At 70.9% G+C, this 23151-nt stretch carries 24 protein-coding genes; 4 read left to right on the top strand and 20 right to left on the bottom strand.

The window, feature by feature from the left end:
- Positions 1–8 precede the first annotated feature (8 nt).
- On the bottom strand, positions 9–1007 hold the full coding sequence (locus tag ASF58_RS19265; RefSeq protein ID WP_055956228.1) for an aldo/keto reductase: 999 nt from the start codon (positions 1005–1007) through the stop codon (positions 9–11).
- Positions 1008–1107: 100 nt separating this feature from the next.
- On the opposite strand from ASF58_RS19265, the gene ASF58_RS19260 reads away from it, so the two are divergent.
- On the top strand, positions 1108–2019 hold the full coding sequence (locus ASF58_RS19260; RefSeq protein ID WP_055956225.1) for a LysR family transcriptional regulator: 912 nt from the start codon (positions 1108–1110) through the stop codon (positions 2017–2019).
- Here ASF58_RS19260 and ASF58_RS19255 read toward each other — a convergent pair.
- Entirely contained in the window at positions 2003–3187 is a 1185-nt protein-coding gene (locus ASF58_RS19255) for a hypothetical protein (RefSeq protein ID WP_055956221.1), read from the bottom strand. The two genes, ASF58_RS19260 and ASF58_RS19255, sit on opposite strands and share 17 nt — an antisense overlap.
- 119 nt (positions 3188–3306) lie before the next feature.
- Between ASF58_RS19255 and ASF58_RS19250 the strand changes: the two genes are divergently transcribed.
- From ASF58_RS19250 to der, 3 genes are all read left to right on the top strand, one after another.
- Entirely contained in the window at positions 3307–3915 is a 609-nt protein-coding gene (locus ASF58_RS19250) for an NnrU family protein (protein WP_055956218.1), read from the top strand.
- 181 nt (positions 3916–4096) lie between these two features.
- Entirely contained in the window at positions 4097–4810 is a 714-nt protein-coding gene (locus ASF58_RS19245) for a tetratricopeptide repeat protein (RefSeq protein ID WP_055956215.1), read from the top strand.
- A 46-nt stretch (positions 4811–4856) separates the two neighbouring features.
- Positions 4857–6215, top strand: a complete 1359-nt coding sequence (gene der, locus ASF58_RS19240) for a ribosome biogenesis GTPase Der (protein WP_055956212.1) — start codon at positions 4857–4859, stop codon at positions 6213–6215.
- 9 nt (positions 6216–6224) lie between these two features.
- Here der and ASF58_RS19235 read toward each other — a convergent pair whose 3' ends face one another.
- The 18 genes from ASF58_RS19235 to rnc form a co-directional block, all read right to left on the bottom strand.
- A complete protein-coding gene (locus ASF58_RS19235) occupies positions 6225–7352 on the bottom strand; it encodes a carboxylate-amine ligase (RefSeq protein WP_055956209.1) in 1128 nt (375 codons plus the stop codon).
- A gap of 56 nt (positions 7353–7408) precedes the next feature.
- Entirely contained in the window at positions 7409–7816 is a 408-nt protein-coding gene (locus ASF58_RS19230) for a dihydrofolate reductase (RefSeq protein ID WP_055956208.1), read from the bottom strand.
- A 42-nt stretch (positions 7817–7858) separates the two neighbouring features.
- Positions 7859–8608, bottom strand: a complete 750-nt coding sequence (locus ASF58_RS19225; protein ID WP_055956204.1) for an SDR family NAD(P)-dependent oxidoreductase — start codon at positions 8606–8608, stop codon at positions 7859–7861.
- 7 nt (positions 8609–8615) lie between these two features.
- Positions 8616–10106, bottom strand: a complete 1491-nt coding sequence (purF, locus tag ASF58_RS19220; protein WP_055956201.1) for an amidophosphoribosyltransferase — start codon at positions 10104–10106, stop codon at positions 8616–8618.
- 107 nt (positions 10107–10213) lie between these two features.
- Entirely contained in the window at positions 10214–10819 is a 606-nt protein-coding gene (locus tag ASF58_RS19215; RefSeq protein WP_055956198.1) for a CvpA family protein, read from the bottom strand.
- A 395-nt stretch (positions 10820–11214) separates the two neighbouring features.
- Positions 11215–12651: a DNA repair protein RadA gene (radA, locus tag ASF58_RS19210; RefSeq protein WP_055956195.1), complete on the bottom strand. Its 1437-nt coding sequence runs from the start codon at positions 12649–12651 to the stop codon at positions 11215–11217.
- Between the two features lie 64 nt (positions 12652–12715).
- Positions 12716–13813 (bottom strand): alanine racemase, encoded by a 1098-nt coding sequence (alr, locus tag ASF58_RS19205; RefSeq protein ID WP_055956193.1) that lies wholly within the window; start codon positions 13811–13813, stop codon positions 12716–12718.
- A gap of 26 nt (positions 13814–13839) precedes the next feature.
- Positions 13840–14340, bottom strand: coding sequence for a DUF29 domain-containing protein (locus tag ASF58_RS19200; protein ID WP_055956190.1), 501 nt, complete (start codon positions 14338–14340; stop codon positions 13840–13842).
- Between the two features lie 117 nt (positions 14341–14457).
- Positions 14458–15945 (bottom strand): replicative DNA helicase, encoded by a 1488-nt coding sequence (locus tag ASF58_RS19195; protein WP_055956187.1) that lies wholly within the window; start codon positions 15943–15945, stop codon positions 14458–14460.
- A gap of 290 nt (positions 15946–16235) precedes the next feature.
- Positions 16236–16799, bottom strand: a complete 564-nt coding sequence (rplI, locus tag ASF58_RS19190; protein ID WP_055956184.1) for a 50S ribosomal protein L9 — start codon at positions 16797–16799, stop codon at positions 16236–16238.
- A gap of 28 nt (positions 16800–16827) precedes the next feature.
- Positions 16828–17862, bottom strand: a complete 1035-nt coding sequence (locus ASF58_RS19185; RefSeq protein ID WP_055956181.1) for a DUF2232 domain-containing protein — start codon at positions 17860–17862, stop codon at positions 16828–16830.
- A 164-nt stretch (positions 17863–18026) separates the two neighbouring features.
- Positions 18027–18320: a 30S ribosomal protein S18 gene (gene rpsR / locus ASF58_RS19180; protein WP_055956178.1), complete on the bottom strand. Its 294-nt coding sequence runs from the start codon at positions 18318–18320 to the stop codon at positions 18027–18029.
- 3 nt (positions 18321–18323) lie between these two features.
- Positions 18324–18800 carry a 30S ribosomal protein S6 gene (gene rpsF, locus ASF58_RS19175; RefSeq protein WP_055956175.1) on the bottom strand — a complete coding sequence of 159 codons (477 nt, stop codon included), beginning with the start codon at positions 18798–18800 and terminating at the stop codon, positions 18324–18326.
- Positions 18801–19008: 208 nt separating this feature from the next.
- Positions 19009–19479, bottom strand: a complete 471-nt coding sequence (locus tag ASF58_RS27640) for a PepSY domain-containing protein (protein ID WP_082513184.1) — start codon at positions 19477–19479, stop codon at positions 19009–19011.
- A 66-nt stretch (positions 19480–19545) separates the two neighbouring features.
- Positions 19546–20283 (bottom strand): pseudouridine synthase, encoded by a 738-nt coding sequence (locus ASF58_RS19165; protein WP_156375808.1) that lies wholly within the window; start codon positions 20281–20283, stop codon positions 19546–19548.
- 14 nt (positions 20284–20297) lie between these two features.
- A complete protein-coding gene (locus ASF58_RS19160) occupies positions 20298–21218 on the bottom strand; it encodes a methyltransferase (protein ID WP_156375799.1) in 921 nt (306 codons plus the stop codon).
- 127 nt (positions 21219–21345) lie between these two features.
- The gene (era, locus tag ASF58_RS19155) at positions 21346–22248 is read right to left on the bottom strand and encodes a GTPase Era (protein WP_156375807.1); all 903 of its coding nucleotides are present in this window, start codon (positions 22246–22248) and stop codon (positions 21346–21348) included.
- Between the two features lie 79 nt (positions 22249–22327).
- Positions 22328–23140: a ribonuclease III gene (gene rnc / locus ASF58_RS19150; RefSeq protein ID WP_055956167.1), complete on the bottom strand. Its 813-nt coding sequence runs from the start codon at positions 23138–23140 to the stop codon at positions 22328–22330.
- Between the last annotated feature and the right edge of the window lie 11 nt (positions 23141–23151).

Here is a 23151-nt window from a genome sequence, read left to right as displayed (position 1 = left end):
CGAGGGCGTCACAGCGTCTCGATGCCGGCGGTTCCCCCTTCGGCATAGCGGGCGCCCGCGACGGCGCCCGGGCGGAACAGTCGATCGAGCTCGGCGATCTCGCCGGGGGTGAGGATGAGGTCCATGGCCGCGGCGTTCTCGGCGAGGCGTGCCACCCGCCGCGTGCCCGGGATCGGCACCACGTTCGGTGCCTTGTCGACGAGCCAGGCGAGGGCGATCTGGCCCGGACTGGCACCGCGCGCGGCCGCGATGGCGCCGAGACCGTCGAGCAGGCGCTGGTTCCGCGCGAGGGCATCGGCCTGGAAGCGCGGGTTGCCCCGGCGGAAATCGTCGGCGGCGAGCTGCGCCGGATCGAGGCTCCCGGTGAGGAAGCCGCGTCCGAGCGGTGCGTATGCCACGAAGGTGACGTCGAGGTCGCGGCAGGTCTGCAGCATCGAGTCCTCGGGCGTCCGGCTCCAGAGGGAATACTCGCTCTGGACCGCCGCGATCGGGTGAATCGCATGGGCGGCCCGCAGGGTGTCCGGCGAGACCTCGGACAGGCCGAGCGCGCGGACCTTGCCCTGGTCCACCAGGCGGGCCATCGCGCCGATCATCTCGGCGAGCGGGGTCTCCGGGTTGCGGCGGTGGCAGTAGTAGAGATCGATGGTCTCGACCCCGAGCCGGGTCAGCGAGGCTTCGCAAGCTGCGGTCAGATAGGCCGGCGTGTTGTCGATCCGCCGCTTCGCGCTGTCGTCCGGGCTGTTGGAGGGACGGACGATGCCGAACTTGGTGGCAAGCACGACGCGGTCGCGGCGGCCCTTGAGGAAGCGGCCGAGCAGGGTCTCGTTGTGGCCCAGGCCGTAGGTGTCGGCGGTGTCGAGGAAGTCGTAGCCGAGGTCGAGGGCCGCCGCGAGGGTGTCGAGGGACTCCGCCTCATCGGCCGGCCCGTAGAATTCGGACATTCCCATGCAGCCGAGGCCGGGGACGGAGACGGTGAGGCCGGTCTGGCCGAGGGGCTGCTGTCGCATCGCGCTGCCTGGGTTCGGGGTTCGTCGCCCCGGTGTGCCACGGCGCCGGATCGGCGATAAGCTCAACACTCCGGGACGAACCGTTGAGCGGGGCGCATCAATGCGGCGTGGCGATCTGGCGGATCTGGCGGCGTTCGCAGCGATTGCCCAGAGCGGCAGCTTTCGCCGGGCCGCGCGCGAGCTCGGGGTGTCCACCTCCGCGCTGAGCCATGCCCTGCGGGGCCTGGAGACTCGGATGGGGGTGCGTCTGCTCCACCGGACCACCCGCAGCGTCGCGCCGACGGAGGCGGGCGCGGCCCTGCTCGCCCGGATCGCGCCGGCCCTCACCGAGATCGCCGCGGCGGTCGGAGCCGCGGGCGCGTTCCGCGCCACCCTCGGGGGCGCCCTGCGCATCAACGCGCCGCGCTCGGCTTGCCGCCTCGTCCTGATGCCGCTGGTGGCGCGCTACCTCGCCCGATATCCCGGGGTCCGCGTCGAGGTGGCGGCGGACGATGCGCTCACCGACGTGGTGGCCGCCGGCTTCGATGCGGGCGTCCGATTCGGCGAGCACCTCGCCGGCGACATGATCGCGGTGCCGCTCGGGGGGCCCCAGCGCTTCGCCCTGGTGGGCGCCCCCGCCTACCTGGCCGGGCGGCCGCGGCCCGAGAGCCCGGCCGATCTCGTGGAGCACCTCTGCATCGGGCAGCGCTTTCCCGGCGGTGCGGTGTATCGCTGGGAACTCGAGAAGGACGGACGGGCGGTGGCAGTGTCCGTCGACGGCCCGCTCACCGTCAACGACCAGGAGATGATCGTCGAGGCGGCCCTGGCGGGCCTCGGCCTCGGCCTGGTCTTCCAGGACAGCGTCGGCGATCACCTGGCGTCCGGGCGGCTGATCCGCCTGATGCCCGAGTGGTGCCCGAGCTTTCCCGGGCTGTTCCTGTACTACGCCGGCCGGCGTCAGATCCCCCCGCCGTTGCAGGCCTTCATCGACCTCGTGCGGCGGCCGGAGACCGGGCTCACGGCCACACCTTGATCGCGAGATTGCGCCGGAGGAGGTCGCGGTCGGAGGTGATGCGGCAGCCCTCGGTGCGCAGGGTCACGTAGGTGAGGAAGGCCGTGTCGCCGGTGTCGTCGAAGTTGCGGCCCCGGGCGTCGGGATCGAGCAGGGACGGATAGGCGATCAGCCCGTCGGGCGCGTGGCAGGGATCGTCGTACAGGGTGGCGCCGGCCAGGAGGAGGCGCGGGCTGTCCCAGGCCAGGAGGTCGCGGGAGGTGGTCCAGTAGAAGCCGGATTGCGGAAAGCCCGCGCCCGCCTTGGCCATGAAGACCGCGATCCAGGCGCCGCTGCCCCGGTGGCGCACGACGGCGCCGACGGGGGTCGGGAACGGCGCCACGGGCGCACAGGTCGCCGCGGCCTTCACGGGCTTCGCGTACGGATCCGGGAAGGCCGCCGTGTAGCCCGCGCCGGTCCAGGCGCGCCAGCTCGTCGGGTCGGCGGGATCGCGGGTGCGGAACAGGCAGACGCCCGCGGCTTGATCGCTGCCCGGCAGGGTCCAGCCCGTGGTGGAAGCGAGAAAGTAGCGCCAGGTCCCGTCCGAGACGATGTTGGACGGATTGAAGAAGCCGCGATGGCTGCCCTGCCCGACCTCCTGGCGGAAGGGCGCGCCGGCCACGACCACCGGCGGCACCGCGCGGTGGAAGCTGCGTCCGCCATCGGTCGAGGCGGCCGCCACCACGCTGTTGTACCAGCAGGCTATGTAGTCCTTGGCGCGGCAGCGGCCCGGGTGCTCGTTGGCCCGGTACTCGTGGTGGACCAGGGCGGCGACGGCACGGCCGTCCTCGGTCCAGGTCGCGGTGATCCACGAGGCGTCGTCGTAGGCGGCCGGATCGGCCTTGCCGCCGGATTCGAGGACCACCGCGCAGTCCAGTTTCAGGGCGTCCAGGCGGGGGCCGCGAAAGGCGCGGTTCCGGTAATGCATGCCGAACAGGGCGACGGACCTGGAGGCCTCGCGGAAGGCCCGGGCCGAGGCGTCGGGGACGTCGACCCCGTCGCAGGCGTCGCGCCCCGCCTTGAACATCACCACCGGGGGGCCGACCAGGGTCAGGGCGGAGAGCGGCGGCTCGGGCGCCGCCCGGGCCGGGCCGGCGAGGCCGACGAGACCGAGCAGGAGCCGGGCCGCGAGGTGAAGGGGGCGCGTCATCGGGTGTGCCTGGACATCGGCCGCAGTTTGCGTTTTGAACCGTTACAGTTGGATTGTGCGCACGCGTCCGATTCCGGCCTTGTCCACATGTCCCCGTCGACCGTCCGCGAAGGCCTTTCATGCTCCTCCTCATCCTTGGGCTCGTGCTCTTCCTCGGCACGCATGCCTTCTCCATGGCGCGGGCGCGGCGGGCGCGGATGATCGATCAGGTCGGCGAGGGCCGCTACAAGCTCGCCTACACCCTGTCCTCCCTCCTGGGCCTCGTGCTCATCGCCTACGGTTTCCACCTCTATCGCCAGTCCGGCTACATCGCCGTGTGGGACCCGCCGGTCTGGACCCGCCACCTGGCCCTGCTCCTGACCGCCCTGGCCTTCGTCGCCCTGGCCTCCGCCTACCTGCCGGGCCACATCCGCGCCAGGGCCAAGCACCCGATGCTGCTGGCCGTGAAGATCTGGGCCACCGCGCACCTGCTGGCCAACGGCGACCTCGGCTCCATCCTGCTGTTCGGCAGCTTCCTGGCCTGGGCGGTCATGGCCCGGATCAGCGCGAAGCGCCGGGCGCTCGCCCCCGGGGCCGTGGTCGCGCAGCATGCCGGCCCGGCCGCCGCGCCGGCCGGCTGGCGCAACGACGCCCTGGCGGTGGTGATCGGGCTCGCGGTCTGGTTCACGTTCGCCCGCTACCTGCATCCGCTCCTGATCGGCGTCGCCGCCTGGCCGGGCCAGGCCTGAGGCGCATCCGCACCGGAGGCCCTGCGTCGAGGCGGGGCGCGCCGCGTCGTAAGCCGGTCGCGCCGCGTCGTGAGCCGGCCGGGCCGCGTCGAAGCCGGTCGCCAACGGCCCGCGCCTGTGATAGGCGCAGGCCTTCCTCTTCATGCAGCGGCCGCTCGGTTCCCGATCGGCGTGAGACGACATGGCCGAAAACAACGAGTTCATCCGCGAGGTCAACGAGGACTATCGCCGCGATCAGGTCGCCGAGATCTGGCGCCGCTACAGCGGCGTGATCATCGCCCTGGCGATCCTCGTGGTGGCCGCCGTCGGTGGCTGGCGCTACTGGCAGCATGACCAGCGGGTGCGCGCCGAGGCCGCCTCCGAGCGCTTCGAGGTCGCCAACCGCCTGGCCCGCGAGGGCAAGTCGGCGGAGGCCGACAAGGCCTTCGAGGCGATCGAGAGCGACGCGCCGTCCGGCTACGCCCTCCTGGCCCGCTTCCGGTCCGCCACCGAGACCGCCAAGCGCGATCCGAAGGCGGGCGCCGCCGAGTACGACGCGCTGGCCAACGACACCAAGGTGAGCACCGGCCTGCGCGACCTCGCCCGCCTGCGCTCGGCCCTGCTGCGCGTCGACGGCACGGAGCCCGACGCCGCCCTGGCGACGCTCCAGGGCCTCGCCGCGCCGAACGGCCCCTTCCGCCACACCGCCCGCGAGATGCTCGGCCTCGTCGCCCTGAAGCGCGGCGACTACGACGGCGCCGGCCGCTGGTTCGACCAGATCAACGCCGATGCGCAGACGCCGCAGAACCTGCGCCAGCGCATCGAGGTCTACGCGGCCCTGGTGGCCGGCGGACCCATCACCGTGACCGCTGCGGCCCCCGCCGCCCCGGCCGCTCCCCCACCCGTCACGCGCTGAGCCCTCGACCCGCTTCTCACGGACGCCTGATCGAAACGAGCACACCATGGATATGCCGACCGTCGCGATCGTCGGACGGCCGAACGTCGGCAAGTCGACCCTGTTCAACCGCCTCGTGGGCAAGAAGCTCGCCCTGGTGGATGACCGCCCCGGCGTGACCCGCGATCGGCGCGAGGGCGACGTCAATTTCGGTGGTCTCGTCTTCCGCATCATCGACACCGCCGGTCTCGAGGAGGCCGATCCCGGCTCCCTCCTCGGCCGCATGCGGGCCCAGACCGAGGCCGCGATCCTCGAGGCCGACGTGGTGCTGTTCGTCATCGACGCCCGCGCGGGCGTCCTCCCGGCCGACCAGCCCTTCGCCGAGATGGTGCGGCGCGCCGGCTGCCCGGTGATCCTCATCGCCAACAAGGCGGAGGGGGGCGCCGGCATGTCGGGTGCCTACGAGGCGTTCTCCCTCGGCCTCGGCGATCCCATCCCGTTCTCGGCCGAGCACGGCGAAGGCATCGGCGAGTTGCACGATGCGCTGATCGAGTCGCTGCCGAAGCCGGACGACGAGGACGAAGACTATGACGACGATCCGTCGAATCGCTCGCTCAAGGTCGCCATCGTCGGCCGCCCCAATGCGGGCAAGTCCACGCTGATCAACCGGATGCTCGGCGAGGAGCGCCTTCTCGTCGGCCCCGAGGCGGGCATCACCCGGGACTCGATCTCCCTCGACTGGGAATGGCGCGGCCGCCGGATCAAGCTGCACGACACCGCCGGCATGCGCCGCAAGGCGCGCATCGACGACAAGCTCGAGAAGCTCGCGGTCTCGGACGGCCTGCGCGCCGTGCGCTTCGCCGAGGTGGTGGTGGTGCTCCTCGACGCCACGATCCCGTTCGAGAAGCAGGACCTGACCATCGTCGACCTGATCGAGAGCGAGGGCCGCGCCCTCGTCATCGGCCTCAACAAGTGGGATCTGGTCGCCGACCAGAACGGGCTCCTGAAGAAGCTGCGCGAGGATTGCACCCGCCTGCTGCCCCAGGTCCGCGGCGTCGCCGTGGTGCCGCTCTCCGGCCTCGCCGGCGAGGGCATCGACAAGCTGATGCAGGCGGTGACCAACGCCGAGTCGATCTGGAGCACCCGCGTCTCGACCTCGCGGATCAACGACTGGCTCAGCGAGGCGACCCAGCGCAACCCGCCGCCGGCGGTTTCCGGCCGGCGCATCAAGATCCGCTACGCCACCCAGGTGAAGAGCCGCCCGCCGCACTTCGCCCTGTTCGGCAACCAGCTCGACGCCCTGCCGAAATCCTACACCCGCTACCTCGTCAACGGCCTGCGCGAGTCGTTCGAGCTGCCCGGCACGCCGATCCGGCTGTCGCTGCGGACCTCGAAGAACCCGTTCGACCGCGAGAACAAGGGCTGAGGCCTGGGATCAGGCCGCGCCGCAGGTCGTCTGCGCCAGCCAGTCCACCACCGCGTCCAGGGCCTGGCGGTTCGAGGTGTCGCCGTCGCGGGCGCCCTCGAACGTCGCGGCCTGGCGCTCGGCGCTGGTGCCGTTCGCGAGGATGCTGCGGGCCCGGGCGACCTCCGCTTCGCAGCCGAGGGCGGCGGCGTCCTCGGCGATGAGCGCGAGGACGTTGTCGAGAGCCTGGGCGAAGGGCAGGGCCTCCTCGCTCGCCTCGTCGATCAGCTCCGCCTCGGTGCCGCTGCGCTGGGCGCGCCAGAGATTCTCCTGGGCGAGCGCCCGCGAGACGCCGTCGAGGTCGGCGTTGAGGTCCGGCCGGCGCACCGCGAGGCGGACGAGGCAGCGGTAGAGGGCCGCGATGGTGAGCGCGTCCTCCAGCCGGGTGCAGGAATCGGCGATCCGCAATTCGAGGGTCGGGAACTTGATCGACGGTCGGAGCGACCACCACAGGAAGCTCGCATCCTGGATCGAGCCCGCCCGGGTCATGATGCGGACGTAGCGTTCGTAGGCGGCATTGTCGGCGAAGAGGTCGGGCAGGCCGGTGCGGGGCAGCTCGCCGAAGGCGCTGAGGCGATAGGCGCTGAGGCCCGTCGGCTTGCCCTGCCAGAACGGCGACGAGGCCGAGAGCGCGAGCAGCAGCGGCTGGTAGGGCAGGAGCCGGTTCATCAGGTCGACGCGCCTGTCGGGCTCCGGCACCTCCACGTGGACGTGCATGCCGCAGATCAGGCTGCGGCGCCCGGCGAGGCCGACATCGCGCAGGATGCCGCGGTAGCGGTCGCCCTTGGTGGGGAGCTGGCGGGCCCAGTCCGCCACCGGATGGGTGCCGGCCGCGAAGACCAGCAGACCGTGCTCGCGACCGAGCTTGCCCAGGGCCGAGCGCTGTCGGGTCAGGACGTCGCGCGCCTGGGCGAAGTCCGTGGAGGGCGGGGTGCAGACCTCGACCTGGCACTGGAGCAATTCGCGCCCGATCTCGGGCAGTTCCTCGCCGGCCTGGACATGGAAGGGCTTCACCGAACGACGCGGCGTACCGCGCGTCTCGGCATCCGCCAGGAAATACTCTTCCTCGATGCCGAAGCGGAAGGGGGCGGACGTCATCGGGAGCCTTGTCGTTGGGTTGCTCCCCTCAACCCCCCAGCGGAGGGTTTGTGCCCTCAGGCGCGCAGGGCGCCGCCCACCAGCCAGGCCGGGTCGAACCAGCGATCGGCCTCGCCGTCATAGGGCAGGCGGGTGATGTCCCAGTGCTGGATATACCGGGCGTAGACGTTCCAGACCGCGATGCCGCCGCCCACGAAGATGCGTCGCCCGGGATAGCGCGCCAGCACCGCCTCCGGGTCCTCGTGGCTGCGGATGACGTCGATGGTCCGGTCCTTGAAGGCGAATTCGGGCACCGACGCGATGGTCTTCGGGCCGGCGATCAGGACGTGGCCCATGGTGATGGCGAAGAACCGCGTCACGTCCTCGACGAAGAGCGGATCGGTGTTGCCCTCCCAGGGCAGGTGCCCGTTCAGGCCGAGCTGTCCGCGAAGGCCGATGGCGCAGATGCAGCGAACGTCGATCATGGGCGTCTCGGGAAACGGGAGGAGGGAAGGCGGCGTCCGGCGTCAGCGCGCCATCTGCGGCGTCAGGATCCGGTCGCTCGGGAAGTCGTAGATCTTGCCGGATTCGGCGAAGTCCGGATGCGCGAGGCGCACGAAGTGCGGCGCGAGGTCGTCCGGGGTCTTCAGGGTCATCTCGTCCTCGCCCGGCATCGCGGCCTTGCGCATCGCGGTCCGCAGCGGGCCGGGATTGAGCAGCATCGCCCGCACCGGGGTGGTGGCGGTCTCGGCCGCGTAGGTGCGCACCAGGGCGTCGAGGGCGGCCTTGGAGACGGAGTAGGGTCCCCAATAGGCCCGGCACTTCTGCGCGGCGCCCGAGGTCACGAAGATGGCCCGGCCGGCATCGGAGGCCCGCAGCAGCGGATCGAGCGAGCGGATCAGGCGGTAATTCGCCGTGACGTTGATGTCCATCACCTGCGCCCAGGTCTTCGGCGTCACGTGCCCGATCGGCGTGAGGTTGCCGAGGATGCCGGCATTGCCCACCAGGATGTCGAGGCGCTGCCAGCGCTCGTGGATGCCGGCGCCGAGGCGGTCGAGGGCGTCGTAGTCGGTGAGGTCGAGGGGCACCAGGGTGGCGCTGCCACCGACGCCCCGGATGGCGTCGTCGAGCTCCTCGAGGCCCCCCTGCGTGCGCGCGACGGCGATGATGTGGGCGCCGGCCTGCGCCAACGCGAGGGCGGCGGCGCGGCCGATTCCCCGCGAGGCGCCGGTGACGACGGCGAGGCGGCCGGCGAGCGGCTGGGTCGGGCTGCTCATCGTGCGCTCAATCGGCTTCGGCGAGCATGGCGAGGCGGCGCGGTCCGGCGATGGCGAGGTCGGTCAGGCCGGTCGGATAGTCGCCGGTGAAGCAATGGTCGGTGTATTGCGGGCAGGCCTCGTTGCGCCGCTCCTCGCCCATGGCCTTGTAGAGGCCGTCGATGGACAGGAAGGCCAGCGAATCGGCGCCGATGTAGCGGCGCATGCCCTCGAGGTCATGGGTGGCGGCGAGCAGCTTCTCCCGCTCCGGCGTGTCGATGCCGTAGAAGTCCGGGTAGGTGATCGGCGGCGAGGCGATCCGGAAATGCACCTCGCGGGCGCCGGCCTCGCGCATCATGCGCACGATCTTCACCGAGGTGGTGCCGCGCACGAGGCTGTCGTCGACGAGGACGATGCGCTTGCCCTCCACCACCGCGCGGTTGGCCGAGTGCTTCATGCGCACGCCGAGCTCGCGCACCGACTGGGTCGGCTGGATGAAGGTGCGCCCGACGTAGTGGTTGCGGATGATGCCCATCTCGAACGGCAGGCCGGTCTCCTGGGCGAAGCCCAGGGCGGCCGGAACGCCGGAATCCGGCACCGGGATGACCACGTCGGCCGCGGTCGCGGATTCCCGGGCGAGCTCGTGGCCGATGTTCTTGCGCACGGCGTAGACGCTCTTGCCGTTCACCACCGAATCCGGCCGGGCGAAGTAGATGTACTCGAAGATGCACGGCCGCATGGGCTGCGCCGGGGCGAAGCGGATCGACTCGATGCCCTCTTCCGAGATCACCACGATCTCGCCGTTGTCGATGTCGCGGATGAACTTGGCGCCGATGATGTCGAGGGCGCAGGTCTCGGAGGCCAGGATGTAGCGGCCGTCGAGCTCGCCCAGCACCAGGGGGCGGATGCCCATGGGATCGCGGGCGCCGATGAGCTTCTTGTTGGTCAGGGCCACGATGGCGTAGGCGCCCTCGATCTGGCGCAGGGCCTCGGTGAAGCGCTCGACGATGCGCGGCGCCCGGGAGCGCGCGGCCAGGTGCAGGATCACCTCGGTGTCGGAGGTCGACTGGGTGATGGCGCCGTCGCGCACGAGGTCGCGGCGGATCGACAGGGCGTTGGTCAGGTTGCCGTTATGGGCGACGGCGAGGCCGCCGCTGGCGAGCTCGGCGAAGAGCGGCTGCACGTTGCGCAGGATGGTGCCGCCGGTGGTGGAGTAGCGGACGTGGCCGATGGCGGCCGGGCCTTCGAGATGCTCGATGGTCGAGCGGTCCGAGAAGGAATCGCCGACGAGGCCGGGCCGGCGCTCGGAGTGGAAGACCGCCCCGTCGAAGGAGACGATGCCGGCCGCCTCCTGGCCGCGATGCTGCAGGGCGTGCAGGCCGAGGGCGACGATGGCGGAGGCATCCGGATGGCCGAAGATGCCGAAGACGCCGCATTCCTCGCGCAGCGTGTCGCCGTCGCGGTCGAGCCCGTCCACGACCTCGACAGGGGGGCGGGCGCTCGACTTGGCTACAGACATGATGATGTCGATCCCTGCTTGGTCCCGCGCGAATCCCGGGCGGGCACCGTCAAGAAGCCGTCATGTAGTCGGCCTTCGCGCTGCAACCAAGCACGCAGAGACGCAGATCAGCGTCGCGGAGCGGGCGTGGCTGGTGCTTCGGTCCGGCGCTGGGCCGGGATTTCTCCTTCCGGCGGCTCGACGGGATCGGCCGGCGCGTCGGTCTTGGGCTTCTTGAACTGCTTCAACAAGCCTTCCGGATTCTCGGGCAGCTGGGCCACCAGGGCCTCGCCGGACTTCTCGAGCATCGGGCGGCTGCGCGCCTCGGACGCCCAGGGGGGCATCTTGCCCTGGACGAGCCAGGCCAGGAACACCCAGCCGATGACGCAGATCAGGAAGCCGCGGCCGGCGCCGAACAGGAAACCCAGCGACCGATCGATCGCGCCGATGCGCGAATCGAGGATCATGTCCGACACCTTCACGGTGATGATCGACACGACGATCAGCGTCACCAGGAAGATCGCCGCGATCGAGGCCACCAGGGCGACGGTGGCGTTCGACACGTGCTGGCTGACCGTGGGCAGCAGGTAGGGATGGAATTTCCACGCAATGGCGGCGGCGGCGACCCAGGCGATGATGGCGAGCACTTCGCGAGTCGCGCCACGCACGGCCGCCAACAGCGCCGAGACGACAACGATACCCAGCACAACGAGATCGAGAACGGAGAACGGCATCTCTGACGATTGTCACTTCATGGGGCGGAGCGGCGACGATGACCGGATCGTGCGGCTTCCCCCGGCCGCGGCCCTGTATATCGCGCGGAAACTCGGCCGTCACCCTGGCGTGGAGGCCCATTCCCGCCCGGTGCTCGCGCGGGTCCGGCGTGACGCGGGCGCGGCCTCACGCCGTCGTCCGCCCGTTTCGGACGGGCATCCGGCTTCTCCCGCGTCGGGCTGTTCAGCGGCGTGCCGGCCGATGACTTGCTTCGTGCCGGAATATTCGTCCCGGGGGCGGGCCAGACCTTCTGCGCGGCCGGGATCGACTGTCGATCCTCCACCATCGCCGGCCCCGTCTCCAGAGCGGGCCCACGCCGGGCCCAGGGCGGGCTCCGCCGGTCCGGGCCGACACCCTAATCGTCGTCGCCGTAATCGGGCGGATTGTGCCCGCGGCGCTGGGCGACCCGACGGGGACCGTTGCTGGCGATGCCCGCCACCATGTCGGCGATGTGGCGCAGGGCCTCCGTCGAGAGGGCGCTGTCGCCGCCCTCGCCGCGCCCCTGCGGCGTCACGGCCTTGGCGAAGCCGAGCTTCAGCGCTTCCTTGAGCCGCGCCGGCGCCTGCGCCACCGGGCGGACCGCACCGGAGAGGCCGATCTCGCCGAAATACACCGTCTCGGGCGGCAGCGTCGCCCCGGACAGGGACGAGACCAGGGCGGCGGCCACGGCGAGATCGGCGGCGGGCTCCGAGATGCGCAGGCCCCCCGCCACGTTCAGGTAGACGTCGTGCGTGCCCAGGCGGATGCCGCCATGGGCCTCCAGCACCGCCAGCACCATCGACAGGCGGTTCGGGTCCCAGCCGACCACCGCCCGCCGGGGCATCCCGAGGGAGGAGGGCGCCACGAGGGCCTGGATCTCGACGAGGAGCGGGCGCGTGCCCTCCATGCCGGCGAACACCGCGGTGCCGGGCGCCGCGTGGTCGCGGCCGGCGAGGAACAGCGCGGAGGGATTCGGGACCTCGGCGAGGCCACCATCGGTCATCTCGAACACGCCGATCTCGTCGGTGGGTCCGAAGCGGTTCTTCACCGCCCGCAGGATGCGGAAGTGGTGGCCCTGGTCGCCCTCGAAGGAGGCGACGGCATCGACCATGTGCTCGACCACCCGGGGTCCGGCGATCTGCCCGTCCTTGGTGACGTGCCCGACGAGGATCACCGCCGTGCCGGTGGTCTTGGCGAAGCGGATCAGGGTCTGGGCCGAACCGCGCACCTGCGTGACGGTGCCGGGGGCCGATTCCACGGTCTCGGTCCACATGGTCTGGATCGAGTCGATGATCGCCAGGGCCGGGGGGCGCCCCTGCGACAGGGTCTCGACGATGTCCTCCACGTTGGTCTCGGCCGCGAGCTCCACCGCGGCCGAGGACAGGCCGAGGCGCTCGGTACGCAGGCGCACCTGCGCCACCGCCTCCTCGCCCGAGATGTAGACGACGCGCTCGCCCGTGCGGGCCATGGCGGCGGAGGCCTGCATCAGCAGGGTCGACTTGCCGATGCCGGGATCGCCGCCGAGGAGGATCACCGAGCCGCGCACGAAGCCGCCGCCAGTGACGCGATCGAGCTCGTTGATGCCGGACGGGATGCGCGGCGCCTCCTTCACCTCGCCGGTGAGGCCCTCCAGGGCGAAGACCCGGCCGCGGGCCCGGCTCGGCCGTGTCTTGACCGGGCCGGATTGCGGGCCGGTGGCGCCGGTCTCCTCGACGATGGTGTTCCAGCCGTTGCAGGCCTCGCAGCGCCCGCGCCAGCGATTGTAGACCGCCCCGCAGGACTGGCAGACGAAGGTCTGTTGGATCTTGGCCATCGCGATTCCGCTGGGAGGGACGCCTCGGCGCCCATTCGTCCGGCGCCCATTCGTCCGACGGGCTTCAGGCCTCGTGTCCTGTCACATAATGGCGAACATAGCGAGAACCTAGCCCCGTCAGGATCTCGTACCCGATGGTGCCGGCGGCGCGTCCGACCGCGTCGACGTCGAGCCCGTCGCCGATCAGGGTCGCGGTCGCGCCGCGCCGGGTCGCGGGCGCCTCGGTCACGTCGAGGATGATGAGGTCCATCGAGATCAGCCCGAGGATGTGGCAGCGCACGCCATCGACCAGGGCGATGCCGCGGCCGCTCGCGGACCGCGGATAGCCGTCGGCATAGCCCATCGAGAGGGTCGCGAGGCGCCGCGGCTCGGTGGCCCGCCAGCGTCCGTTGTAGCCGCAGGTCTCGCCGGGAGAGACGTCGCGGATCTGCGCGACCTGCGCCTCCAGGCGGACCACCGGCCGCATCGGGTTGGGCTTCCACGGGGTCGGGTTGCCGCCGAACAGGGCATAGCCGGGCCGCAGCAGGTCGTGATGGGCTTCGGCTCCGAGGAAGATCCCGGAGGAGTTGGCGAAGGAGCCCGGCAGTCCGGGATGCGCGGCCCGGACCCGCGCGAAATCCGCCATCTGGCGCGCATTGATCGGGTCGCTCGCCAGTTCGGCGCTGACGAGGTGGGTCATCAGCAGCGCGATGCCGGCGCGCGCGATCAGGGGATCGCCCGAGAGCCCCAGGGCCTCGGGCACGGAGAGGCCGAGCCGGTTCATGCCGGTATCGACATGCAGGGCGGCCGGGCGGGGACGACCGGCGGTCTCCGCCAGGGCGGCCCATTCGGCGAGTTCCTCCCGGCTGCCGAGCACCGGGCGCAGATCGTGCGCGACGAGGATCGGGCCGAGGCCGGGCAGGAGACCGTTCAGGACGTAGATCGTCGCCTCGGGCAGGACGGCCCGGGCCTCCACCGCCTCGCTCAGGTGCGCGACGAAGAACGTCCGGCACCCGGCCGCCCACAGCGCGGGCGCGACCCGGGACAGGCCGCAACCATAGGCATCCGCCTTGACCACGGCCGCACAGCGCGCCTCCGGCGCCTGGGCATCGAGCCGCCGCCAGTTCTCCGCGAGGGCCGCGAGGTCGATGGTGAGGTGGGCGCCGTGGGTCGCTTCGCGCATCGGGCGCCGTTCCGGATCAGTCAGGCCTAGGATGGGTCGCGCGCCTTCTCAACGGCCGCCGGGGGCCAGGAAACCTCGCGGTTCAGAACCGCGTCGATGCCGCAGGGAGATGCCTCCGGGAAGGTCGCCTCCGCAAGGTTGGTTTCGGCCGCCGCCTCGATACGGGCACGACGAGAGGCGCGTTCGCAGCGCGCTTCCATCCGGCTCCCGAGGCTGGGGCTGTCCTCGACCCGTTCCTGGACAGCGAGACGCTGCACGCGGATGGATGGCGCCCCGTTCCGGGTCCGCAGGTCGGGCTGATGATCCCGTTTCAGCACCTGGAACAGGCTGATTCGCAGTGCGCTAGTCGGGGTATTTCGTTCCGCGCGCGCCGCCGCTTCCACCCCGTCGATCGGATGGGGAAGGTCGAGCTTCGCCCGGGCCCGCCGGCGCAGGTCTGCGGCCTGCTCGGTGAACCGGGCTGCGCGGCCGGTGTCAGAGGCAGTGCCGGGGCGCGGACCGACCTCGACGCGCTGGGGATGTGCCACGGTCGCTCCTTCTCGCGTCCGGGTGCGACGGTTCGCGGGTCCCGTCGACCATACGGGGTTTCGCGCTCGTTCGCGAGGCGCGTCCGCGCCAAGCGAGCCTGTCCAGGGGCGGCCCGCCTACATCTGCTCCGGCAGGCGGTCGGACTGCGCGAGGTTCGAGAAGCGCGTGATGTTGGCGTCGAACTGCAGCTCGACCGTGCCGGTGGGGCCGTGGCGCTGCTTGCCCAGGATGACCTCGGCCTTGCCGTGGACGCGGTTCATCTCGGCTTCCCAGGCGAAGAACTCCTCGGTGCCTTCGCGGGGCTTCTTGTTGTTGACGTAATATTCCTCGCGGAAGACGAACATCACCACGTCGGCGTCCTGCTCGATCGAGCCCGATTCGCGGAGATCTGCCAGCTGCGGACGCTTGTCGTCGCGGTTCTCGACCTGACGGGAGAGCTGCGACAGGGCGATGATCGGCACCGCCAGTTCCTTAGCGAGCGCCTTCATGCCGGTGGTGATCTCGGTCATCTCCTGCACGCGGTTGTCGCTGCGCTTGCCCGAACCGGAGAGCAGCTGCAGGTAGTCGACGATCAGGAGATCGAGGCCCTTCTGGCGCTTGAGGCGGCGGGCGCGCGCGGCGAGCTGCGCGATGGAGATGCCGCCGGTCTGGTCGATGTAGAACGGGATCGTCTGCATGTCCCGGGCGGCATCGGTGATCTTGTAGAACTCCGCCGGCTGAATGTCGCCGCGACGGATCTTGTAGGACGGCACGCCCGACTGCTCGGCGATGATACGGGTCGCCAGCTGCTCGGCCGACATTTCGAGCGAGAAGAAGCCGACGATGCCGCCGTTCTTCGTCTCGGTCCGGCCATCCGGCAGCTTCTCGGCCTGGTAGGCCTTGGCGACGTTGAAGGCGATGTTGGTGACGAGCGAGGTCTTGCCCATGGCCGGGCGGCCCGCGAGGATGATCAGATCCGAGCGCTGCAGGCCACCCATCTTGGCGTCGAGGTCCGACAGGCCGGTGGCGATGCCCGAGAGCTTGCCCTCGCGCTGGTAGGCCTTGGCCGCCATGTCCACCGCGGCCGTGAGGGCGTCGGAGAACTTCTGGAAGCCGCCGTCGTACTTGCCCGATTCGGCGAGCTCGTAGAGCCGCCGCTCGGTGCCCTCGATCTGGTCGCGGGGGGAGGATTCCACCGGCGCCTCGTAGGCGCCGTTCACCAGGTCCTCGCCGATGGTGATGAGCCGGCGGCGGATGGCGAGGTCGTAGATGGTGCGGCCGTAATCGCCCGCATTGATGACGGTGGTGGCCTCGGCCGCGAGGCGGGCGAGGTACTGCATCACCGTCTGGCCGCCGAGATCGGCATCGCCCAGGTAGGTCTTCAGGGTGATCGGCGTGGCGAGCTTGCCGGCCTTGATCAGCTGGGAGGCCACCTCGAAGATCTTGCGGTGGACGTCCTCCATGAAGTGCTCGGGCAGGAGGAAGTCCGAGATCCGGTAGAAGGCGTCGTTGTTCACCAGAACCGCGCCGAGCAGCGCCTGCTCGGCATCGATGTTGTGGGGCGCGACGCGGAATTCCTGCGCGACGGGCTGAAGGTTGGCCGTCAGGGCGTTGGGCAGGGCCATGGGCTGATTCGAGGCTCCGACTCGTCGATTCATCGTCCGCGCGGGGGTCCGCCGCCGCACGTCGCTATCGCCCGACCATGGCGCCGGCATGGTTAGCCGAACCTTAGCCGATTCGCGGTTTGCGGCCTTCCATCCCGTCCGTTCCGCACGTCGCGGAAGAGCGAGCGAGGGGACCGGTCGCAGAAACGCCCGCCATCCGGGGGGATGACGGGCGTCCATGCTGGAACAAATGCGGAACTAGTCAACCGTTAAGGCCGGTCATCCCCATTGTTCACCGTCCTGTGGCGCGATTACTCGCGGTCGTCGCCGGCCTCGGCGAGGGCGGCGCCGACCTCGAGGCCGAGGTCGTCGAGGTTGAACGCCTCACGCTCGGTGGTCGACTCGCCGCGGGCCTGACGCTCGGCCTCTTCCGGCGAACGGGCGACGTTCACCGTGATGCTGACCTCGACCTCGGGGTGCAGCACGATCGGAACGGTGTGCAGGCCGAGGGTCTTGATCGGCTGGTTGAGGGCGAACTGGTCGCGGCCCACGGTGAAGCCGTCGGCGGTGACGACCTCGGCCAGGTCGCGGGTCGAGACCGAGCCGTAGAGCACGCCGGTCTCACCCGACTGGCGGATGAGCACGAAGCTCTTGCCCTCGAGGGTCTCGGCGACGGCCTGGGCCTCGGACTTGCGCTCGAGGTTGCGGGCCTCGAGCTGGGCGCGCTGGGTCTCGAAGTGCTTCTTGTTGCCCTCGGTGGCGCGCAGGGCCTTGCCGCGGGCGAGGAGGAAGTTGCGGGCGTAGCCCGGCTTCACGTTCACGGTCTCGCCCATCTGGCCGAGCTTGGCGACGCGCTCGAGGAGAATGACTTCCATGGTGTTGGTCCTTCGGTTGGGGGGAGGATCAGGGTCGTCCGGCCGCGTCGCGGGGACGGCGGCGGTCGAGGGCGGTATCGGCCATGCCGAACAGGGTCAGGGCGAGGAGCGCGACGCCCTGGGTGAAGAAGAGGATCAGGTAGAGGCCGAGCAGGAGGGCGAGGCGCCCGGGCCGGCCGCGGCTGCGGTCGTGGAAGGCGGCGAGGCCCTGGATCGCGAAGGCGGCGCTGAGCGCCCCCGCCACGGCGACGCCCAGCGTGCCCGGATAGCCCGGCACCAGGGCGAGCACCACGGCGCCCACGAGCACGCCCAGCACGCGGCGCGGCATCATCGTCGCCGCGAGGTCCGGCCAGGGACGCAGCAGGCGCCCGGAGATCCGTACGATGCGGGCGGCGGCCCAGAGATAGAAGGTCAGCAGGACCGTGAGGCCGTGGGTGGCCAGCCCCGGCGCGATGGCCGCGAGGGCGTTGGCGACCTCGGTCCGCGTCGCCTCGGCGGGATCCTGCTGGCCGGACTCGGCCGGAGCTTCGGCGCCGGCCTCGGGGGCGTCCGGCTTCGGCGCGGGCGCCACCGGGCCGGGAACGGGAGCCGCCGGGTTGGCGGCGCGGTCGGCCCGGACCTGGATCAGCGTCCGGGTCATGCCCCGGAGCTGGGACTGGAAGGTCTCGTAGTTCGGGGCGGCGATCACCGCGATGGCCACGAAGGCGAGGCCAGCCGTGCCGGCGGTCCAGGCCAGGAGGCGCCCGGTCGGATACCACTCCATCGTGCCGTCGGCGCCCGGTCGTCCGAGCAGGGCCAGGTAGGCGAGCCACCAGGCGGGCAGGGCGAGATAGGCGAAGAAACCGAGGCCAAGGAAGGGCTGGACCACGAGGGCGAGGGCGAGCGCGCCGGTGACGGCCGCGACCAGGGCGGCCCGGTGGCTCCAGCCGAGCCCCACGATCAGGATCGGGAGCGGGGCGAGCAGGTAGAGCAGGATCGCGAGCGCCGTCGCCTTCAGCAGGACGCCGAAGAGGAGGGCGGAGACGAGACCCGCGCCGATACCGATGCCGAGAAACTGTGTCATCAATCCCGCTGTCCCACTGTCCCGTCCCGGGCAGGGTTAGAGGCGCCTGGCGCCCCAACGATTCCCGGCCCTCCTGTCGGATCGGCCGGTACGAACCCGTGTGCCGCGCGAGCGGCGTGGTGCCCCGGCCCGTGGATGACGGGCCGGGGCGCGCGCCGGGGCGCTTACTTGATCACGTAGGGGAGGAAGCCGAGGAAGCGGGCGCGCTTGATCGCCTGGGCGAGCTCGCGCTGCTTCTTGGCGGAGACCGCCGTGATGCGCGACGGCACGATCTTGCCGCGCTCGGAGACGTAGCGCGACAGGAGCTTGACGTCCTTGTAGTCGATCTTGGGCGCGTTCGCGCCCGAGAAGGGGCAGGTCTTCCGACGACGGAAGAAGGGGCGGCGTCCGCCACCTGCACCACCACCACCACCACCGCCGCCAGCGGCGGGTGCACCGGGTCCAGCACCAAATGCCATGACTTAAGCCTCCCCGCCGAAGCTGCGCTCGGGGCGGTCGCCCCGGTCGCCGCGATCACCACGGTCGCCGCGATCGCGGTCGCCGCCGAATCCACCACCGCCGAAGCCTTCGTCGTCACGACGACGGCCGCGCTCACGATCCTTGCGGTCGTCGCGGTCGCGCTTCTGCATCATCGCCGACGGCTCGGACTCGAGCTCCTCGACGCGGACGGTCATGAAGCGGAGGACGTCCTCGGAGATCTGCATCTGACGCTCCATCTCGGCGAGGGCCGCCGGGGGGGCGTCGACGTTGAGGAGCGTGAAATGCGCCTTGCGGTTCTTCTTGATGCGGTAGGCGAGGGACTTCACGCCCCACATCTCGATCTTCTCGACCTTGCCGCCATTGGCTTCGATGACGCCCTTGTAGGTCTCGACCATGGTCTCGACCTGCTGGGCCGTCACGTCCTGGCGCGCCAGGAAGACGTGTTCGTAGAGAGGCATTAACGGGCCCTTCATATTCAAAGGGACCCGACGGCACGAAGAACGTGCGGGAAAGGAAGCGTCGGGCCGGTTCATACGCAGTCGCCCGGCGCCAAGCCCTTCGAGCCGTTTGAAGGCCCGAGCGGTTGATCGAAGGCGGAGACACGGGACGACGGGATCGGCCCTTCGCAAGGCTTGACCCTGTGCCGAACGAATCGACACCGTCCGTTCAGCCCCCAGCCGGAGCGAACGCGAGGGGTGGCGCATAAACGAGTCGGCCGGGATTGGCAAGGCGGCGGGCGCGCGCGCGGATGCTGTGCAAGCCGTCGTCCGCAGCCTCGTCGGCGCCGGACGGACGGGGTTCGCCTCTGCGGTCGTCGACGCGGTCCGCCGCAGGGCGCAGGGACGCGTCCCGGACGCGGCGGGGAGGGCCGACTGACTTGTCGGGCGTCCCCGTGAGTATCGCGCCGGTCTTCGGGTCGGCATGGAACGGCATCCTGACGCCGTTCTTCACGCCCTCGCCCTCCCAGTGGCCGTCATCGGCCTCGAACGCGGTGATGCGGGTGTATCCGGCGGCCATCAGCTTCTGCTTGACCTGATCGGCCGGCATCCAGTCGGCGCCCGGCGTGTCCGCCAGGGCGAGGCTGGCCGGGCCCGTGCCGAGGGCGAGCGCCAGGAGGCGCGTCGGGAGTCGGTTCATGCGGATCACGGTTCGGGTAGGCGTTTGCCGATCCGACAGGTCGAGCAGGGTCCGGTTCCGGACCGATCAGGGCGCGTCGCCGGCGAAGATCGCGGCGATTTCCGCTTCGCCGAGAACGCGATGATCGCCGGGCGCCAGGTCGTCCGGCAGATCGAGACCCCCGACGCGGTCGCGGTGCAGGGCGGTGACGTGGTTGCCCAGGGCGGCGAACATGCGGCGGACCTGATGGTAGCGCCCCTCGTGCAGGGTCACCACCGCGCCGGTCTCGCCCTCGGCCTCGAACCCGACCGGCAGGAGCGGCTTCTCCTCGCCGTCCAGCATCAGCGTGCCGGAGGCGAGGGCCGCGCCCTCGGTGCCGGTCAGCGGACGATCCAGGGTGACGCGGTAGCGCTTGGCCACGTTCGCCTTCGGGGCGATGATCCGATGCAGGAGGGCGCCGTCATCGGTGAGGAGCAGGAGGCCGGAGGTCTCCTTGTCGAGGCGCCCGACCGTGGAGAGGGCGGGGTCGCGCCGGCGCCAGCGCTCGGGCAGGAGAGCGTAGACGAGTGGGCCGGCTTCCTTGTGCGAGCAGGTGACGCCGAGCGGCTTGTGCAGCATCAGGGTCAGGCCCGGCGGCGGGTCGAGGGGGGCGCCGTCGACGGTCATCCGCTGGGCGAGGTCCGGCGTGACCGGGATGCGCTGATCCGCGTCCCGCAGGGGCGCGCCGTCGAGGACCACGAGGCCCGCGCGGGTGAGGAGCGCGATCTCCCGCCGCGAGCCGTAGCCCATATTGGCGAGGAGCCGGTCGAGGCGCAGCTGCGCGATCTTGGCCGGCCGCGTCATCGGCGCGCCTCGTAGATCTTGTAGCCCCCGGCCGAGGCCTTTAGCGCCACGCTCTTGAAGGCAGCCTTGAGAGGCGCCTCGTAGGGCAGGTGGGTGTTGGCGGTGAGCCAGAGGCTGCCCCCCGGGCGCAGGGCTTCGGCCGCCCGGGCGATGAAGGCCTGGCCGAGGGCCTGGTCCTCGGTGCCGCCGTCGTGGAAGGGCGGGTTCATCACCACGAAGTCGAGGCGCGTCAGGCCGAGGCCGCCGGCGCGGATATCGGCCCAGCGCAGGGTGGTGCGCGGATCGCTGACGTTGCGCGTCGCCATCTCGATGGCGCGCCGGTCCAGGTCGATGAGGGTCAGGGCCGTGACCTTGGCCGAGCCGAGCACGGCGCGGGCGAGGATCCCGAGGCCGCAGCCGAAATCGGCGCCCGTTCCGGCGAGCGTCGGCAGGTTGGCCAGGAGCAGGGCGCTGCCGGGGTCGAGGCGGTCGTAGGAGAAGATCCCGGCCTGCGTGCAGAGGGCGAGATTGTCGATGTGGCGCGGACCGCCCTCGTGGATCGCCTCCTCGAGATCGCCGACCGCCTCCGGGCGCGTGCCGACGCAGATCCGGTGGTGGCGCCGCGCCTCCTCATGCACCGGGCAGCCGAACCCGGTGAGTTCCTTGGCGAGGCGGCTTCCGCCGCGATCCTTGAGCGCCAGTGCGGTCAGGCGCCCGCCGGGCCGCAGGGCCTTCAGGCCGAGCGCCAGCACGTAGCGCCGCTCGATCGTCCCGGCCGGCGCCAGGATGTCGAGCCGCTCCAGGCTCCCGGGCTCGAGATCCTCGAGGCGGGCCGCCCCGGGGCTCAGGGGCGAGACCTGGACCGCGTGCGGGGGCACCTCCACCAGTTCCAGGGGCGGCGCGCCGTAGACGGCTTCCGAGACAAGCATGGTGGACATCGTAACGGGATCCGGCGCGACGACGCGCGCGCCTCGACGGCTCAGGGCGTGACAGGAAATCGGGAGGCTCGGCCAGCACGCGACAAGAATCGCCGCGGCGTCGATCTCCCGTTCTCATAGCCCATGCTCAGCCGCGCGGGAACTCCAGACCCATCTCCCGGTAGCGCGCCGGATCGTCCGCCCAGTTCTCGCGGACCTTGACGTGCAGGAAGAGATGCACCGTCTGCTCGGCCGCTTCCGCGATCTCGTGGCGGGCCGCCTGGCCGATGGCCTTGATGGTCTGGCCGCCCTTGCCGAGCACGATGGAGCGCTGGCTCTCGCGCTCCACGAAGATGGTCTGCTCGATGCGGACCGAACCATCCGGACGCACCTGCCACTGGTCCGTCTCGACGGTGGAGCGGTAGGGCAATTCCTCGTGCAGGCGGTCGTAGAGCTTCTCGCGGGTGATCTCGGCGGCCAGCATCCGGATCGGTGCGTCCGAGACCTGGTCCTCCGGGTAGAGCCACGGGCTCTTCGGCATCATGCCGGCCAGCGTCGTCTTCAGCGTCTCGATCCCGTCGCCGTTCAGGGCCGAGACCATGAAGGTATGCACGAACGCGATGCGCTCGTTCAACGCGGCCGCGAGCGCCAGCAGGCGGTCGCGCGGGATCAGGTCGATCTTGTTGAGGATCAGCACCTTGGGGCGCTTCACGTCCGGCAGCTTGGCCAGGATCGCCTCGACCTCCTCGGTCACGCCCTTGCGGGCATCGATCAGCAGACAGACGGCATCGGCATCCGAGGCGCCGCTCCAGGCCGAATGCACCATCGCACGATCGAGGCGGCGCTTCGGGGCGAAGATCCCCGGCGTGTCGACGAGGATGATCTGCGCGGTCTCGTGCATGACGATGCCGCGCACCAGGGCACGGGTGGTCTGCACCTTGCGGGAGACGATCGAAACCTTGGTGCCCACGAGGCTGTTCAGCAGCGTCGACTTGCCGGCATTGGGGATGCCGATCAGCGCGACGAACCCCGCAGTGGTGTTTTCCGGCATCCGCACCGCGGGCAGCGGCTGCAGCGGTGGCGGCGCGAAATCGTCGTCGCCGTCGAAATCGTCGTCCGGCACATCGGCGTCAGGCATCTGGGGTATGTCCTTCAGCGACGTCCGCCGACGTCTCCTTGGTTTGCGAGGAATCATGGATTCGCGCGGGATCGGGGCCGGTGATCTCGCGCTCCAGCACGAGGCGGGCGGCCTCCTGCTCGGCGAGGCGCTTCGAGGGGCCGACGCCGATGCCGGCCTCCAGTCCCTCGACGCGGACCGCGATGTGGAACACCGGCGCATGGTCGGGCCCCGAGCGGTCGACCACTTCGTAGAACGGGATCGGCAGGGCACGGGCCATGGCCCATTCCTGCAGGGCCGACTTCGCGTCGCGGCCGCGGGGGGCCGCCGTGTCGGTGTCGGGGGTGAAGGCCGCGTTGACGATGCCCTTGGCGACGTCGTAGCCGGCATCGAGGAAGACCGCCCCGAGGATCGACTCGCACACGTCCGCAAGGATGGTCTGGTTGCGCCGACCGCCGCTCTGGACCTCGCCGGGGCCGAGGGCGAGGTGCGGGCCGACGTCCCAGGTGGTCGCGACGGCGGCGCAGGTCTCGCGCCGAACGAGCCCGGCCAGACGCCGCGACAGCTCACCCTCGTCGGCCTGCGGAAAGGCCTCGTAGAGCAGGTCGCCGATGGCGAGGCCGAGGACCCGATCGCCCAGGAATTCCAGGCGCTGGTAGCTGCCGAGCCGGCCGTTCCCGCCGGCCTTGCTCACGTGGGTGAGCGCCTGGACCAGCAGCTTCGGGTCGGCGAAGACGTGACCGATTCGCGCCTCGAGCACCGCGAGGTTGGGCTTCGGACGGGTCGCGCGCCGCGCCCGGTTCGAGGGACGCGCCTCTTCGGTCACGATGGATAACG

Origin of the sequence: Methylobacterium sp. Leaf125 (assembly GCF_001423085.1) — a bacterium.
GTDB lineage: Bacteria > Pseudomonadota > Alphaproteobacteria > Rhizobiales > Beijerinckiaceae > Methylobacterium.
Note: the sequence above shows the minus strand (reverse complement) of the source record. Positions and strands in the feature narration are given on the sequence as shown.

Excerpts from the sequence above, each read along its gene's own strand:
- ASF58_RS19230 (WP_055956208.1), bottom strand. The coding sequence starts at position 7,816 with ATGATCGACGTTCGCTGCATCTGCGCCATCGGCCTTCGCGGACAGCTC.
- alr (WP_055956193.1), bottom strand. The coding sequence starts at position 13,813 with ATGCGCGAAGCGACCCACGGCGCCCACCTCACCATCGACCTCGCGGCC.
- ASF58_RS19160 (WP_156375799.1), bottom strand. The coding sequence starts at position 21,218 with ATGTCCACCATGCTTGTCTCGGAAGCCGTCTACGGCGCGCCGCCCCTG.
- ASF58_RS19195 (WP_055956187.1), bottom strand. The coding sequence starts at position 15,945 with ATGGCCCTGCCCAACGCCCTGACGGCCAACCTTCAGCCCGTCGCGCAG.
- rplI (WP_055956184.1), bottom strand. The coding sequence starts at position 16,799 with ATGGAAGTCATTCTCCTCGAGCGCGTCGCCAAGCTCGGCCAGATGGGC.
- ASF58_RS19255 (WP_055956221.1), bottom strand. The coding sequence starts at position 3,187 with ATGACGCGCCCCCTTCACCTCGCGGCCCGGCTCCTGCTCGGTCTCGTC.
- ASF58_RS19245 (WP_055956215.1), top strand. The coding sequence starts at position 4,097 with ATGGCCGAAAACAACGAGTTCATCCGCGAGGTCAACGAGGACTATCGC.
- rpsR (WP_055956178.1), bottom strand. The coding sequence starts at position 18,320 with ATGGCATTTGGTGCTGGACCCGGTGCACCCGCCGCTGGCGGCGGTGGT.
- ASF58_RS19265 (WP_055956228.1), bottom strand. The coding sequence starts at position 1,007 with ATGCGACAGCAGCCCCTCGGCCAGACCGGCCTCACCGTCTCCGTCCCC.
- ASF58_RS27640 (WP_082513184.1), bottom strand. The coding sequence starts at position 19,479 with ATGAACCGACTCCCGACGCGCCTCCTGGCGCTCGCCCTCGGCACGGGC.
- ASF58_RS19185 (WP_055956181.1), bottom strand. The coding sequence starts at position 17,862 with ATGACACAGTTTCTCGGCATCGGTATCGGCGCGGGTCTCGTCTCCGCC.
- ASF58_RS19250 (WP_055956218.1), top strand. The coding sequence starts at position 3,307 with ATGCTCCTCCTCATCCTTGGGCTCGTGCTCTTCCTCGGCACGCATGCC.
- ASF58_RS19235 (WP_055956209.1), bottom strand. The coding sequence starts at position 7,352 with ATGACGTCCGCCCCCTTCCGCTTCGGCATCGAGGAAGAGTATTTCCTG.
- ASF58_RS19215 (WP_055956198.1), bottom strand. The coding sequence starts at position 10,819 with ATGCCGTTCTCCGTTCTCGATCTCGTTGTGCTGGGTATCGTTGTCGTC.
- ASF58_RS19260 (WP_055956225.1), top strand. The coding sequence starts at position 1,108 with ATGCGGCGTGGCGATCTGGCGGATCTGGCGGCGTTCGCAGCGATTGCC.
- rpsF (WP_055956175.1), bottom strand. The coding sequence starts at position 18,800 with ATGCCTCTCTACGAACACGTCTTCCTGGCGCGCCAGGACGTGACGGCC.
- ASF58_RS19225 (WP_055956204.1), bottom strand. The coding sequence starts at position 8,608 with ATGAGCAGCCCGACCCAGCCGCTCGCCGGCCGCCTCGCCGTCGTCACC.
- der (WP_055956212.1), top strand. The coding sequence starts at position 4,857 with ATGGATATGCCGACCGTCGCGATCGTCGGACGGCCGAACGTCGGCAAG.
- era (WP_156375807.1), bottom strand. The coding sequence starts at position 22,248 with ATGCCGGAAAACACCACTGCGGGGTTCGTCGCGCTGATCGGCATCCCC.
- radA (WP_055956195.1), bottom strand. The coding sequence starts at position 12,651 with ATGGCCAAGATCCAACAGACCTTCGTCTGCCAGTCCTGCGGGGCGGTC.
- purF (WP_055956201.1), bottom strand. The coding sequence starts at position 10,106 with ATGTCTGTAGCCAAGTCGAGCGCCCGCCCCCCTGTCGAGGTCGTGGAC.